Source organism: Limosilactobacillus sp., assembly GCF_051873035.1.
Classification (GTDB): Bacteria; Bacillota; Bacilli; order Lactobacillales; family Lactobacillaceae; genus Limosilactobacillus.
The window spans coordinates 14,596-29,548 of record NZ_JBJEEL010000070.1; the positions used below are offsets into that span (position 1 = coordinate 14,596).

The 14,953-nt window shown below is 47.9% G+C and carries 14 protein-coding genes and 1 pseudogene; 9 read left to right on the plus strand and 6 right to left on the minus strand.

Features of this window, described 5'->3' with window-relative positions; all coding sequences use genetic code 11:
• The first annotated feature begins 21 nt into the window (after window positions 1-21).
• Window positions 22-924: a LysR family transcriptional regulator gene (locus ACI31H_RS07295; protein WP_439771326.1), complete on the plus strand. Its 903-nt coding sequence runs from the start codon at window positions 22-24 to the stop codon at window positions 922-924.
• Window positions 925-979: 55 nt separating this feature from the next.
• Here ACI31H_RS07295 and ACI31H_RS07300 read toward each other — a convergent pair whose 3' ends face one another.
• Window positions 980-1,621, minus strand: a complete 642-nt coding sequence (locus ACI31H_RS07300) for an NAD(P)H-binding protein (RefSeq protein WP_439771327.1) — start codon at window positions 1,619-1,621, stop codon at window positions 980-982.
• A gap of 165 nt (window positions 1,622-1,786) precedes the next feature.
• Here ACI31H_RS07300 and ACI31H_RS07305 point away from each other — a divergent pair, with 165 nt between their 5' ends.
• The 3 genes from ACI31H_RS07305 (at window position 1,787) to ACI31H_RS07315 (ending at window position 3,804) form a co-directional block, all read left to right on the plus strand.
• Complete coding sequence (locus tag ACI31H_RS07305; RefSeq protein WP_439771328.1) at window positions 1,787-2,179, plus strand: VOC family protein; 393 nt, start codon at window positions 1,787-1,789, stop codon at window positions 2,177-2,179.
• Window positions 2,180-2,304: 125 nt separating this feature from the next.
• Entirely contained in the window at window positions 2,305-3,036 is a 732-nt protein-coding gene (locus ACI31H_RS07310; protein ID WP_439771329.1) for an IclR family transcriptional regulator, read from the plus strand.
• Window positions 3,037-3,051: 15 nt separating this feature from the next.
• On the plus strand, window positions 3,052-3,804 hold the full coding sequence (locus ACI31H_RS07315) for an SDR family NAD(P)-dependent oxidoreductase (RefSeq protein ID WP_439771330.1): 753 nt from the start codon (window positions 3,052-3,054) through the stop codon (window positions 3,802-3,804).
• Between the two features lie 77 nt (window positions 3,805-3,881).
• Here the strand turns inward: ACI31H_RS07315 and ACI31H_RS07320 are convergent, their stop codons facing one another.
• Window positions 3,882-5,603, minus strand: coding sequence for an ABC1 kinase family protein (locus tag ACI31H_RS07320; RefSeq protein ID WP_439771331.1), 1,722 nt, complete (start codon window positions 5,601-5,603; stop codon window positions 3,882-3,884).
• A gap of 131 nt (window positions 5,604-5,734) precedes the next feature.
• Here ACI31H_RS07320 and ACI31H_RS07325 point away from each other — a divergent pair, with 131 nt between their 5' ends.
• Window positions 5,735-7,105: a hemolysin family protein gene (locus tag ACI31H_RS07325; protein WP_439771332.1), complete on the plus strand. Its 1,371-nt coding sequence runs from the start codon at window positions 5,735-5,737 to the stop codon at window positions 7,103-7,105.
• A 44-nt stretch (window positions 7,106-7,149) separates the two neighbouring features.
• On the opposite strand, the gene acpS is transcribed toward ACI31H_RS07325, so the two are convergent.
• Window positions 7,150-7,506 (minus strand): holo-ACP synthase, encoded by a 357-nt coding sequence (acpS, locus tag ACI31H_RS07330; protein ID WP_439771339.1) that lies wholly within the window; start codon window positions 7,504-7,506, stop codon window positions 7,150-7,152.
• A 9-nt stretch (window positions 7,507-7,515) separates the two neighbouring features.
• Complete coding sequence (locus tag ACI31H_RS07335) at window positions 7,516-7,944, minus strand: CopY/TcrY family copper transport repressor (protein ID WP_439771333.1); 429 nt, start codon at window positions 7,942-7,944, stop codon at window positions 7,516-7,518.
• Between the two features lie 145 nt (window positions 7,945-8,089).
• Between ACI31H_RS07335 and ACI31H_RS07340 the strand changes: the two genes are divergently transcribed.
• Window positions 8,090-9,463, plus strand: a complete 1,374-nt coding sequence (locus ACI31H_RS07340) for a DHA2 family efflux MFS transporter permease subunit (RefSeq protein ID WP_439771334.1) — start codon at window positions 8,090-8,092, stop codon at window positions 9,461-9,463.
• A 241-nt stretch (window positions 9,464-9,704) separates the two neighbouring features.
• A complete protein-coding gene (locus ACI31H_RS07345; protein WP_439771335.1) occupies window positions 9,705-10,865 on the plus strand; it encodes an MFS transporter in 1,161 nt (386 codons plus the stop codon).
• Window positions 10,866-10,899: 34 nt separating this feature from the next.
• Here the strand turns inward: ACI31H_RS07345 and ACI31H_RS07350 are convergent, their stop codons facing one another.
• Window positions 10,900-11,958 carry a dipeptide epimerase gene (locus ACI31H_RS07350; RefSeq protein WP_439771336.1) on the minus strand — a complete coding sequence of 353 codons (1,059 nt, stop codon included), beginning with the start codon at window positions 11,956-11,958 and terminating at the stop codon, window positions 10,900-10,902.
• Between the two features lie 101 nt (window positions 11,959-12,059).
• Between ACI31H_RS07350 and ACI31H_RS07355 the strand changes: the two are divergent.
• A pseudogene (locus ACI31H_RS07355) lies at window positions 12,060-12,944 on the plus strand (aldo/keto reductase).
• Between the two features lie 119 nt (window positions 12,945-13,063).
• On the plus strand, window positions 13,064-14,011 hold the full coding sequence (locus ACI31H_RS07360) for an alpha/beta hydrolase (RefSeq protein ID WP_439771337.1): 948 nt from the start codon (window positions 13,064-13,066) through the stop codon (window positions 14,009-14,011).
• 75 nt (window positions 14,012-14,086) lie between these two features.
• Here ACI31H_RS07360 and ACI31H_RS07365 read toward each other — a convergent pair whose 3' ends face one another.
• A complete protein-coding gene (locus tag ACI31H_RS07365) occupies window positions 14,087-14,866 on the minus strand; it encodes a hypothetical protein (RefSeq protein WP_439771338.1) in 780 nt (259 codons plus the stop codon).
• Window positions 14,867-14,953: the final 87 nt, after the last annotated feature.

Below are 14,953 nucleotides of genomic sequence, written 5' to 3' on the forward strand. Positions count from 1 at the left end.
AGGTATGTTACTATACTGGTAGTGAATAGCAGAAAGGAATGGTCAAAGATGGTTGATCCAGAACTTCTTGAAGAACTGGTTGCCTTTCATAAGTATGGAGCCCTTAGTGCTACCGCTGAACACCTGATGATTACCCAGCCGACGGTGACGCGGGGGATGAAAAAGCTCGAGCAGCAACTAGGGGTAACCCTTTTTAACCGTGAATTTAGTAACCGCATTGAACTGAACGATACCGGCTTACTAGCTGCCACCGAGGCTCAAAAGCTTCTCCAGGAAGAAAATAACTTCGTGGAAAAGATTCTCAACTACGACCACCTAAAGCATAAGGTGGTTGTAGGTTCGGTTGCCCCAGGACCGATTGGCCTAATGAGTGAGTTTCAAGAACAGCTTTCAACCCAGGTAAGTATTAACCACCAACTAATCGCTCCCGCTAACGTCGTCAATGACCTCCGAACCCTTAAGGAGCGGTTGATCTTCACCGATAAAGAAATTGCTACGGATGATATTGAATCCCTATATATGGGAACCGAGCGGCTGAGCTTAGGAATCGATAAGTTCCATCCCCTAGCCCAGCGAAAAGAGGTTTCCTTTCAGGACCTGGCTGGTCTTACCTTCCTCGTCGTCCAAGACATTGGTCCCTGGCAGGCACTCATTGAAAAATACATTCCTGATGCCAAGTTTCTCTACCAAAAAGACTTGGCATCGATGCGGGAACTGAGCCAGTATTCCAGCTTCCCCTTCTTCTTTACCAACCTGACTGGTAAGACCGCGGCAACCTTCGCCCGTTTTAGCAATAACAAGCATAGCCGGGTACCGATTATTGATCCGCATAACCAAATTGAATTTTATGGCACCTACCTCAAGCAGGACCGGAAACTGATCCAGCCCCTGCTTAAACAATTTGGTCAGTTTTGGACTGACTAAAAAGAAGCTAGGCCACAGTCGATATCGACTGTGGCCTAGCTTCTTTAATCTTATTTTAGTAAAAACTTGGTTTTGTCCATTCAGTATTTGGCTCACCGATCCCCAAGCTTTCCCGGTGGTAATCCTGATCACCAGTTAACAGGTCGGCCGCAAACTTAGCCACGGCCTCCCGGCTAATTTGGGCGTCTTTAAATGGTTCGCCCTTCTTAGTAACGTCCACCGCGGTCTTAGAAGGGTCGTTATACAGCCAGGTTGTCCGCAAAATGACGTAATCAAGGTCAGAATTTTCGATCGCATCCACCGTGTCAGCATAGTTAGTTTGCCAAACTAGACCGGTGTGTTCGCGGTACCATGCTTGGAATGGGCCCGCCACTTCTTGGTAAACATCCGGCACTGACATTGCAATGAACCGTTGAACCCCCGCTTCATCCAGGGTTTGAATTAGCGGCTTGACAATATCAGGTGTAGTAATGTAGGCTAAGAAGACCGCGTCAACACCAGCTAGTGCCTGCTTGAGAGTTGCTGTATCCTTCAGGTCCCCATCAACGAAACTGACCCGGTCACCAGCGAACTTACTTAGGCGCTGGTCAGCATTATGACCGTATAAGACCAGCTCAGCATCGCTATTGTCCAAGAGATATTGCGTCGTTAACTGACCAATTTGACCAGTTGCTGCGAGAATTAAATATTTTGCCATTTGTTATTTCTCCTTTGTTTTGTCATTATCCTTATTTTAAGTAACTTAAACGGTAAAATAAATTATTTATCCCGTATATTGCTATACGTTTGACGTATGCTAGTCGTGTTGCCAGTAAACTTGTTGGTAGCGTATAATATAAGGCCGAGAAAAGAGGAATCCAAAATGAAAATGCGTAGAATTGACCATATCGTATTAACGGTCAGTAATTTGGAAGAAGCCATGCGCTTCTACCACGAAGTTTTTGATATGCCCGTAATTGAGGACCAGAGTAATGACCACCTGATTACCCTCCGTTGTGGTCACCAGTTAATCCGCCTTCAAAAGGCTGACCGGCCGACCGACTTAAAGGCGGTTAAACCAACGATTGGTTCGGCCGACTTTTGTATGGTGGCGGGGGATAAGCTCGAAGATATCATCCACCATTTAAAGAGCTATTATGTTGATATCATCGCTGGGCCAGTTGAAAAACACGGTTCAGAAGGCGCCATGACCTCGCTTTACGTTCATGATCCTGACAATAATTTAGTAGAAATTGCCGTTTATAAGAATAAGTAAATTAAGCGGAGCTAGGTGTGATTTCACCTAACTCCTTTTATTACTGGTAAAGTTTCAAATAATGAAACAAATGAGTAACTTTTGGTATTTATTAACCCGGCTAGTAGATTAGGAGATGCAAAGTGATGCGTGAGGGATTAACAAGCACGCTGGTAAAGGCAACCCGAATTCGAGAGTACGTGGCTCGTCACCCCGGCTGTGCACTTAAGGACATTGTGGCAGGACTAGGATTAAACAAGACTACGGCTTACCGCCTCTTAATGACCCTGGTCCAACTGAAGTGGCTAACCAAACAGGGAAACTGTTACTATTTACAAACGCAGCAGCAGGACCACCGGTTTCAACCAGTCGGCTGGCTAGCCAGCCAGGCCGTTCAACCACTAGTCGATGCCCGTCGACTAACCGCCTTTCTTGGGATGCAATACGACGGTGCATTGGTGATCTCACAGGTTTTTGCGTGTGCGGACCGGCTTAGCGACTTTACATTACTCGGTGAACGTCAGGCGCTTAATGCCAGTGCCCTCGGAAAATGTTTGCTTGCATTTATGGATGAGCCGACGCGGACTGCAATCCTGCAAACTACTAAATGGCGAGCAGCCACCAAGCATTCCTTAACCGACCAGCACGACCTCTTGTATAGCCTCGCAGCCATTCGCGACCAGGGTTATGCGTTAGATGACGAGGAGGTCCAACTAAACATGCGCTGCCTAGCAGTGCCGGTTTACAGTCGAACTGGTCAGTTGGTGGCGACCCTTGGTGTCTCCGGATCCGATGCCAGCTTACAGCGGCGGCAGATTAAATCCCTCGCGCATGAACTTGATGGTGTTAGTCACCAGTTAACCAACCTAATTTTCTAAATTGGAGGGATAGTAATGTCAACTATTATTATTACCGGTGCCGGTAGTGGCATGGGGTTAAGCATGGCCAAGAAGTTCTTAGCAAATGACTGGAACGTGATTATGGCGGTCCTTGATACGGAAAAAGCAGCTAAGGTCTACCAGGAGTTACAAAGCCAGTACGGCGACCGGGTTGCTATGTACCAGGTTGACGTCAGCGACAGCCAGTCCGTAACTGAATTTGCCAGCCAGGTCAATGCCAAATATAACCAAATCGATGCCGTAATCAATAATGCCGGTATCTTTACGGGCGGTCTCCTACACGAATTAAGTGAGGACGCCTGGGATAAGACGATGGCGGTCGACGTTAAATCAATTTTCCTGATGACCAAGGCCTTCGTTCCCGGAATGATGGCCCGGCATGCTGGTAATATTATTAATATTTCATCTGTTTCGGGTCTCCATGGCGACTACAACATGCCTGCCTACAATGCCGCCAAGGGCGCGGTTACTAACTTAGTACGGTCAATGGCTCTAGACTATGGTCCCTACGGTATTCGGGTCAATAACATTAACCCCGGGGCCACGAACACACCGATGTTCCAGGGAAACCCGGCCGAAGTCAAAGCGGCTTACCGCAACGGTAGTCCCCTCAAGCGGATTGCTGAACCGGAAGAAATCGCTAACGTTGCCTACTTCCTAGTTTCGGATCAGGCGACGGCCATTACCGGTCAAAACGTCGGGGCTACCATGGGCTACGGCATTTGGACCGGGCAACCGAAACAATAAGCATTCAAACTAGATAATAAAACTCGTTAAAAAAGGGAATGTGAAAGTCATAACTGACTTTCACATTCCCTTTTCCTTTATTTACGGCGGTTGTGCCAACGCCGGATCCGGTGAATTAGTTCACTTAATACCAGAACGACGATCACCGCAATCGAGATCGCGTAACCCGTTACCCCGATCCGGTAAATATGGGGATGGGCTGTGCTACTTTCGACCAACAATGAAGAGCCGACGATTACGGCCGCCAATATAATAACGATTAGGAAGCGGTTCGTAATTCGTTCCACCTGTTTCAGTAGTTGTTTTTGACCATCATAACGCAGCTTAACCTCAATATCACCATTGTTAAAGGTTTCCAGCGCCGTATCCACTTGTTCCGGCAACTGACTCATTGATTCAAGCGTTGCCAAGCCTTTAAAGACACCATCATCAATTAGGTCGCGCGCCCGCAATTTCCGTTTTAAATAAGAAATACCAAACGGCCGGGCCACGGCCATCATCGAGATATTCGGGTCCAGTTTGGCCACCGTACTTTCTAACGTCCCAAAGGCCTTGATCAGGAGCGTCACTTCCGGCTTAATCTGCAAATTATTATCCTGGCAGAGCTGGATTACCCGGTAGAGCATGTTGGCGAAATCAATTTGCCCCACCCCTGCAGCCATGTAAGGTTGCAGAAAGCTCGTCAATTGTTTAGTAAACTTAGGCCCGTTCAATTCCCCCGTCTGGTTGCAGATCCCCAAGAGGGCGTGGGCAATTCGGTGGTAATTCTTGCTCGTTAATGCGAGGATTACCTCCGCAATTCCATCGGCCATTACCGGTGTCAGGCGGCCCATCATCCCAAAGTCAAGGTAAACCAGCCGGTATGGCGGTAATTCTTCCTGCTGTTCAATTGCTAGCTGGTGGGCCCCAATCTGTTGATGGTACTGTCTAGTTGTCTGCTGCTTACCAGCTGCCGCCGGGGTGAATAAAATATTTCCCGGGTGGGGATCAGCATGGAAATAACGGTCAACAAAAACCTGCTTCATAAAGTTCCGCACTAAGGCCTTAGCCAGGTACTGATTACGTTTAGCATTGGCAGTCTCCTTTTCACTGAAAAGGGTGCGAATGCTCTTCCCTGGCATCGCCTCGTTAACTAGGATTTGGGGTGCACAGTCCTTTAGGTAAACTTTGGGAACCACAAATATCCCATCCCCGTTGTTTAGGCGGTAAAATTCAGCGCCGTTTTGGGCCTCGGTTAGGGTGTCAATTTCACTGAGTAAGGACCGGCTCAATTCATCCAGCGTCTTATTGAGGTCCACCACCATCTTCCCGGTGGGAACATACTTAAGCATCTTAATCGCTTGCCGTAATAGGGCCAGGTCAGTATTAACTAGTTGAGTCACCGCGGGGTGCTGAACCTTCACCACAACCGGGGTACCATCTAGTAAAGTGGCGTGGTGGACCTGGCCGATTGAGGCGGAAGCAAAGGGTTCGTGATCAAAGCTGGCAAAGGCCGCCGTAATTTTCTTCCCGGTAGCCGCTTCAAAGGTCGCGGCTACACTAGTAAAGGGGTCGGCCTTGACCTGGTCCTGGAGCTTACGAAGGGCCTTGAGATAGTCCGGGGAAACCAGGTCGGGCCGCGTCGAGAGGATCTGGCCCAATTTAATAAAGGTCGGGCCGAGTTCTTGCAAGGCTGCACAGATTGCGGCCGGATCCTTTTGCCGGTAGAAATTACTCAGAAAGTGGTACTTGCGCATCACCCCCATTATCTCCCGCAGCCGTGTACTCTTTTTTACTGCTTGATCCTGCTGCTCTGCCATTGAACTCACCCTCGCTTACTTAATTAAGTTAATTTTACCGCACTTTTTAAGCAAATAGTTGATCAGGGAAAAAGTAACTTGATACAATAGATATGAAATTAATAAGGAAAGACTAGGTGAATTTGTAAAATATGGGTGCATTATGGTCATCATATTGGTTTAGACTTATCGTCATTATTTTAATTCTGTTACTGGCGGCGCTGTTTACGCTGCTTGAGTATTCGGTCGTTAAGGTACGGCCAAGTGAACTGCAAGAGCTCCGGCAAACCCGGAAGGTTAAGCGCGCTGAGCACATGGTTAATAACCTCAACGAATACCTTTCAACGGCCCAGGTCGGTGTTACCATGACTTCCCTGATCTTAGGGTGGATTGGTGATGAATTCATTACCGATTTGCTGTTAAAGATCCACCTGATCCCCGAAGACGTGTTGAAACCCTTAGCACCAGTAATTGGTGTTTTGATTTTCACCTTCTTCCACGCCGTCTTTACTGACTTGGTACCAAAGAACATGGCGATTGACCGGCCGGTACCGATCCTGCTGTCAATTGTTCATCCAATCCAGTTCTTCCACACCATCTTTTACCCATTTGTTTGGTTATTTGCGGTTGCGGCAGCGGGAATTACGAAGTTACTCGGCTTTAACGTTCAACCAGAGGAAGATACTTACTCCCAAAACGAAATCATGACCCTTTCCCAGCAATCTGAAAAGGCCGGGGAAATGGATAAGGAAGACGTCCTCTTCATGCAACGGGCCTTTGAGATGAACGATAAAGTGGCCGAAGATATCATGATCGACCGGACACAACTGGCGGTTATCGATATTCAGGCTTCGATCGCGGACGCAGCGAAGTTGTACTTTGAAAAGAAGTTTACCCGGTTTCCAGTCGTTGCTAATAACGACAAGGACCACATCTTGGGTTATATCTTTGCCTACGACGTCATGCGGCAAAACCAGATTAACCCGCAACAGTCCATCCGGACCATTATGCGGCGGATTCCGATCGTTTATGAAAACGAACCAATTACCGATGTTCTCCAGACGATGGTTAAAAAACAAGTACCAATTGTCGTCGTTCAAGATGAATACGGTGGGACTTCTGGGATTGTCACCGACAAAGATATCTACGAAGAACTCTTCGGGACCGTTGGTGAAGAAATCGATCATGCCACCTCAGATATGATTGAGAAAAAGGAACCCGATGCCAAGGGTAACCCAACCTTTGAGGTTTCTGGTAAGATGCCGTTGGATGATTTCGAACGGTACTTCCATACCAAGATCGACCAGTTTGAAAATTCAGAGGTAACCACGTTAACCGGCTTCTTCCTCGAACGGCAATATGACTTAAAGGTCGGCACACCAATTAGAGTCGACAACTTCTCCTTTACCCCATTGGACCTGCAAAACGCTTACGTTAATAAGTTTAAGGTTATTTACATCAAGCCCAAGAAGGTAGCTAAAGAAGACGATACAACAAAGGATTCGGCAGACGACGATAAGTAGATCATAAAAACAGCGGGCACTCGAAACGAGTGTCCGCTGTTTTTCTATGCTTCTTCAAGGATAATTTCCGTCATTACCAATTCGGCAGTATGGCTGACCGAGGCGTGCACCCGTCCCGTAAAGGGCGACTTAGTGACCACCGGTGCCCCGCGTCGATTGTCGATAATCTCAATATCTTGAAAGCCAACCTCCTTACCGATCCCGGTTCCCCAGGCCTTAGAAAACGACTCCTTTAACGACCACCGACCGGCTAGGTACTCGTTGGCCCGTTGGCCACTAAACCGGTTATACTGTTCTCGTTCTGCCGGCGTTAAAATCCGGTCCACATATTGAGCATGGCGCTGCGCCATCTGGGCCACCCGGTCAATCTCGGTAATATCAATTCCTAATCCTTTAATCATCATACCACCCTAGCAGTTCATCGGCCGGCCCGGAACGCAGTTGCACTGTACTTCGTCGGGGGCGTTCACGGCCTTCTTATTCAAGATCTTCACTAGTTCATCAATATCCGCCTTGCTTAGCTCGGCATGTTTAACTACGTGGCACAGGGTTTTCCCCACCCGCCGTTCACAAATGTTATCAAACAGGTTATCTGCAGCATTCGACATCGTCGCCTGCTCAGCAACCAACGGGCGGTAAATAAATGCCCGTCCCTGCTTTTCAGTGGTCAGGGCCCCCTTAGCAACTAAGCGGCGAAGGAGGGTCTTAATGGTCGCGGCCTTCCAGTCTACCCGTCGTTGCAATAATTCCGTGATTTCACGGCTGGTCGTTGACCCTAGCGACCATACAATTCGCATTACCCGCCACTCTGCGGGTGTAATTTGCTGGTCTTTTTCCATCTTTGCCCGTCCTTTCGTTTACATGTGTAAACTCATTTTACCATTTTTCCACCTAGATGCAAGCCAACTGCTAATTGACATTTTTACCAGCCTTGGTAAACTAAACTGGTAACTTTTGCAAGGGAGAGATATTCAACACTTAATCATGAAAGATCAACGAATTAGCCGGGCCCTAGTTATAATGGTGTTCGGCACCTTTTTTGGCCTACTGTGTTCCACATTGATGAACATTGCCCTACCAACCTTCATGAAGGTCTTTGGCATTTCCGCCGGTCACGTCCAGTGGGTAATCAACGGCTACATGCTCGTCAACGCACTGATGATTCCGATTAGTTCCTACTTAATTAAACGCTTCTCTTTTCGCCGCCTCTTTATTATCTTCGCGGGCGTTTTTCTTCTCGGAACCATCTTCGGTGCCATGGCCACCAACTTTTCTTTTCTAGTGGCCGCCCGGATGATCCAGGCCATTGGAGCGGGGATGATGATGCCCCTCGTCAACGTCTTAGCCATCCGGTACGCGGTTCCTGGTAAAAAGGGCCGGATCATGGGGATAATCGGCCTGGCCTTCAACTGTGCCCCCATCCTGGGACCAGCGGTTTCCGGGTTCTTACTTAACTACCTATCATGGCGCTACCTATTTATCATAATCATCCCCTTCGCCGTCTTGACCCTTATCTTCTCGTTCTTCTTTCTTCCCTACATTCCCCATAACGAGTCACCACACTTTAACCTAATGGGGTTGGTCCTGATTACGATTGGTTTGTGGTCACTACTAATGGGGCTATCAAACGTTTCAAATTACCAATTAGCCTCGTTTAACGTCGTCGGCTATATCGTCATTGGCTTGGTCGCACTGGGTCTGTATGTTCTTAATCAGCGGCACAGTGACCACCAGTTGATTAACTTCCGGATCTTCCGCCACAAGCAGTTTGTCCTGGCCACCGTCATCAACATGCTCATTACGGCCACGATGTACGGGAATACCATCCTGATTCCCCTCCTGGTCCAAGTTGTTTTAGGGAAAGGAACCATAATATCGGCCATTACCGTCTTACCGGGGGCCATTTTGACCGGACTACTCTCCACCACGAGCGGACGCTTTTACGATATTTACCCGATTAAATGGCTAGTCGGCGCCGGACTGATTATCGATATTACCGGGACCACCCTCCAGGCAGTCATCGGTGCCGATAGTACGGTCCTGATGATCACCATCTTTCAAACGGTTCGGCAATTCGGCCTGGTAACGATGCTGATTCCGCTGCAAACGCAGGCCCTATCACTGCTACCAAACGACATTGTGCCGGATGCGGTCGCAACCTTTAATACCCTCCGCCAAATTGCCGCTTCATTTGGGGCCGCGCTCATCGTTGCGGTGGTGGGAATTGTCAACAACATTCTCCACTGTCAGTCCTCGCACCTGGGGATCCAAACCGGATTTGCCTTCTGCCTGTTGCTGCTGCTAATTTCCCTTTTCTTAAGCCGGCAACTCTATCACAAGATTGTCCACCAGCAATAAAATAAGCCCACCCTAGCGATATCACTGCAAGGGTGGGCTTGTTTTATGGGTCTTCTTCGTCTTTACAACGTTTTACTTTAACCCGATATGGTATAATACCAACGGTTTATTTTAACGATAGTAAGAAAACGTTAATTAGCCGGGGTTTTAAAAGCAAGTTCCCCATTTTGTCCCCATTCAAACAAAACGTGCACAACGAACTGCATTAATATGCTTGTAGAAGGGATTGGAATAACTTAATATGAAGTACCGTTTGCAAAGTCTGGTTTTTGTACTAGTCGCTTTTTTACTCGGTTGTAACGAATTTATGGTCGTGGGGGTGTTATCCAACATCGCCACCAGCTACCACGCTAGTCTTTCCACCGTTGGTTTCCTAGTTACCATGTTTGCGTTAACCTACGCGATCTGTACACCGGTATTGACGACACTCACCAGTAAGTATGATCGGTTTAAAGTGTTGATGACGCTGATGATCATCTTCTTATTAGGAAACACGTTGACGGCCTGCGCGCCTAACCTGTTCTGGCTCTTTGTCTCCCGGATTATCACTGCCGGAGTTGCGGGGGCCATCATTTCGTTAATCCTGGTTTACGTCAGCATCATTGCCCCAATTGAGAAACGGTCAATGCTCGTGGCAACCGTTTTTTCGGGTTTTAGCACCGCTACCATCATCGGGGTACCCATTGGGACTACCATCAGCACTGCCTTTTCCTGGCACGCTAGTTTTGCCCTGATCAGTGTCTTGACCCTTATTATTGGTCTCTGCCTCTTCTTCCTGCTTCCCCGTCACACCGAGCAGACGAAGGGGTCCATCACCCACCAGTTAAAACTATTACGGGACCGCCGGATTTTTCTCGGAATCATCGTTATGATCACCCTGATGGCGGCCGAATACACCTTTTATACCTATATCCGGCCCCTCATCACCGACGTATTACACTTCTCAACTACCCAGTTAAACTGGTTACTGGGCCTCGTTGGTATCATGTTTATTATTGGTAATACCTGTGCCGGGATTATCTCTAGTCACTATGGCGTTGCCAAGCTGCCGCTGATTAGCCTGGCCTGCCTAGTGCTCCTCTTGGTGATGGGGTTGAGTTTTAAGTTGCCACTCACGGGGATCGCCCTGCTCTGTGTGATTTGCCTGGTGTTGGGGATGCCCGGTTCGATTCTCCAGGTGATGTTTCTAAACGTAGCAGACCGTGATTACCCAGCCGCGATGAACCTTGCTTCATCACTAAACCCGATTTGTACTAACATCGGGGTAACGGTTGGCTCGTTTACGGCCTCGGTCGCCGTCAACTTCGTACCCATCAGTCAAATTGGCTATATTGGCGCCCTCTTTGCAATTGTCAGTACCATTGGATCAGTCTTACTAGTCCACCACGCTATTCGCCTTTGATCTATACAAAGGGACTTATGTCACGTCCCCATTCTTATTTTATAAGGTATAAGTTAGGCCCAATATGCTTAATCCTGGTTAGCTGGTCATCCTTGGCCATGAAGCAAGAATCCAGGTCAATAAAGTGAACATTTTCATGGGCGTTGGCAAAGGCCACTGCGGCGGCTAAGCTTTCCTCGGCCTCAATCATACAGCCAACCATGCAGGGGATTCCTGTGGTCGCACAAAGCTGGTTAATAACGGTGGCATTGTACAATCCCCCGCTCTTCATTAACTTGATATTAACTAGGTCAGCGGCCCCGACTGTAATCACCCGTAAGGCGTCTAAAGGCGAAAAGACACTTTCGTCTACCATAATCGGTAAACTACTCTGGGCCCGTAACCGCGCTAACCCAGCTAAATCGTTCGCCGGTAGCGGTTGTTCGATAAATGAAATATTTAATTGCGCGGCAGCTAACATTCTAGTTCCCTCTAATGCTTCTTTATAGCTCCAGCCCTGGTTAACATCAAGCCGGAGGGCAACCTGCGGACCGACCGCATTGGCAATTGCTATTACTGTTGTTACGTCTTCTTGAACCGGTTGGTTACCAATTTTCACTTTCAAAGCCCGGAAACCCGCCTTAACCAGTTGCCGGGCCTCTTCGACCATTTGTGCCGGTGTACCAATACTAATGGTATAATCCGTCGCCATCGACTGCTTAGCCCCACCGAGCAAAGTCGTCAACGGGCAGCCACTAATTTTACTGCGGAGGTCGTAGATTGCAATGTCAAAGGCGGCCTTAGCCGGCTCGTTATACCGAATAATGGAATTCAGCCTCGTCATTAGCGGTTCAAAATGGTTCAGGGATTGGCCGATCAAGCTGGGACCAATTACGGTCTCGGCCACCTCCTTTAGGCTAGCTAGTGTGTCCCCCGTTACCTTTTCATTCGGGGTGGCGGCACCGCTCCCCACCAGCCCATTTTCCAGGGTTATTTGAACCTGAACCGCCTGAATCATGGTTACCCGGTGTAAGTGCGTAACGAACGGGCGCTTTAACGGCAGCGTAATTGTCTTGGTTTGAACGTTAATAATTCTCAATTGGTCCTTTTTCATTAATATCATGCCATTTCTTTTTAAGATTATTTTAATAATAACACTTTACCGGGATTATCAACTAAAATGGTATACTAAGTTGATAAGAAGGTGTTTAGATGATGAATGAAAGTAAAAGCGTAAAACTAAATAACGGCCTCACCATGCCGAAAGTGGGCCTGGGTGTTTGGAAGTCGGCCAATGAAGAGACCAGTCAAATGGTGGCCACAGCAATGGAAAACGGCTACCGGCTTTTCGATACCGCTAAGCAGTATGGTAACGAGGCTGCCGTTGGCACCGGTTTGCTTACCGGGATGGACCAGACCGGCCTCCAGCGGTCTGACCTCTTCCTGACTACTAAAATCTTCAACGGGGACCAGGGTGACTATGATAAGCTCCGGCAAGCAGTCAATGGCCAGCTCCAGCGGCTACAAACTGACTATGTCGACCTGCTGCTCCTCCACTGGCCAGTATTTAATAAATATATCGAAAGTTGGCGGGCACTAGAAGATATTTACCGTGACGGCCAGGCGAAGGCAATTGGTGTCTGCAACTTTAACGTTGAACACCTAACCAACCTGCTGGACCACGCCACGATCAAACCAATGGTCAACCAAATTGAATTTAATCCGCGGATTCACCAGCCAGATACCGTTGCCTTTTGCTAAGACAACGATATTCAACTGGAAGCCTGGTCCCCACTCGGCAACGGTCAACTGTTAAACGAACCGGTAATTAAGAAGATCGCTGATCAACACGGTAAGAGCGTTGCCCAAGTAGAACTGCGTTGGGAACTCCAGCAGGGATTCGTCGTTATTCCTAAGTCCACCCACGTTCAACGGTTACGCGAAAACATGGCCGTCTTTGACTTCACGTTAACGCCGGACGAAATGGAAGCAATTGCCGAATTAGACCAAGAAGTCCACTCGATTTGGTATGACAAGTACAAGTGGAGTGATAATCCTAACGGTGTTGATGACTACATTGCCAAGCCGGATACCTTTTAATTAATGTCGAAAGCTCAAGAAAAGAGTCCTGGTTACTCAACCAGGACTCTTTTTTTGAATTGTAAACCAGTTTGGTATAGGATAACCATTATATTTCCTTTATGAAAGGATGTGTCTAAATGGCTAATCGAAAAGGATTCTTGCTGACTAGTCTGGCCACCGTCGCCGGTGCTGCCGTTACTAGTTTTGCTATGAGCGAACACCTCTTTAAAATCGCTTTTAAGCGGGTTAATTACGTGCCCGAAACTTCGGAAGAAAAGCAAAAGTATGCTGATGAGTACTGGGCATACGTCGACTGGTTTAAACAGGTGGAAAAGGAACGGTGGACGTTTTCACCCCAGGATGGTGATGGTGAAATGTCAGCCTACTTCATCCCCGCTAAGGACGGCAATAAGGAGAAGGCCGTCATTATTTCCCACGGTTATAAGGGGAACGGTGAAACAATGGCTAGTTATGCCAAGCTCTTTTATGACCTTGGCTTCAACGTCCTCCTACCTGATGACCGGGCCCACGGGCAAAGTGCCGGTCGTTACATCAGTTTTGGCTGGTTGGACCGCTTAGACTACCAGGAATGGTTAAAACGGCTGATTAACCGCCTCGGTAGCCAGGTCAAAATCGTGCTCTTCGGTGTCTCCATGGGTGGCGCCACCGTTGAAATGATGAGCGGTGAGAAACTTCCCCAACAGGTTAAATGCATCATCGCCGATTGCGGCTATTCGAGTATTAAAGATGAGCTTGCTTACCTGTTAAAGAAACAGTACCACCTGCCGGAATACCCAATCTACCCACTTGTTTCAACGATTAGCCGGCACCGGCTCGGCTTTTACCTCGGGGATGTCTCTTCAACGGAGCAGCTGGCGAAAAATAAACTACCGATCTTCTTTATCCACGGGGAAAAGGATGACTACGTTCCAAGCTACATGGCACTGGAAAACTACCAGGCAACCAAGGCACCCAAGGACCTCTGGATTGTTAACAATGCCACCCACGCAGAAAGCTTCTGGATTAACCCCACTGACTACCGTGACCACGTGGTTCACTTTTTAAAAGAATATTTTGATAACTGATTAGGCTGATAATCCCAAACCCCCGCGAGCATTAATTGATAAATGCTCGCGGGGGTTTTATATACCGAGATATTCCTAAATTCGTACTAACAGGTTAACCACCAGCGACCAAACAACGGAGATTACCATCACAAGAATAAACCAGGACAGTAATAATAAGAGGTAGTGGTGGACGACCGCCACGTATCCAAGCAGGATCAGTAGGAACAACAAGAGGCCGATAATGACAAATAGTGTGATAAAGGCAGGAATCGTACTCTTCAAGTCAGCATCACTAAGGTCAAAGCCCCCAATCGTAATGTTAACCGAGAGAACGATCCAAATAATTACTAGTAACCAGTTAACCGGGCTAGCAATAACGTTGGTCGAAACCGGCAGGCCCAGCAGGCTAGCCGTCTGTTGTAGGCCCCACTGGTAAACTGCCGGCACCATGAAGCGGGTTAACAGCAAAAGAACCAGCGTACAGCCAAAAATAGGCGCCGTGCCAATTAGGGCGTTTCCTAAAAACTGGTAGTAATTCTTCCGATTCCAAGAGTGGTTAACATAGCCCAGCGCCCCACCGCTCTCCTGGACGTTGGTAATCAATAAGCGAAAATCATTGATGTGGTGACCAAACAAAAGTGCCACTAATAAGTGGCTAAGTTCGTGTACAATCACCCCGAGGCCACCCACGTAAACGATGGAGCGCGCCCCCAAGCGTTGGGCCAACCGTAATTTCGAATTCCGGTTGAGATAGGTCAAACTGAGGACTACTAGTAAGGGGAGCGCCAGGATTAGTAGTAAATAGATGGTAGTAACTTTTAGACTGGTGACAATGGTCAACTTTTCCGTCCCTCTCTCGTCCTTATTTTCCAATATTTTACTTTGTTTGAGAAGGTAATTACAAGAGGTAGATTATAGAATGAAGTTAGCCACCCAGTTGGTGGTAAATAAAAAACGCCA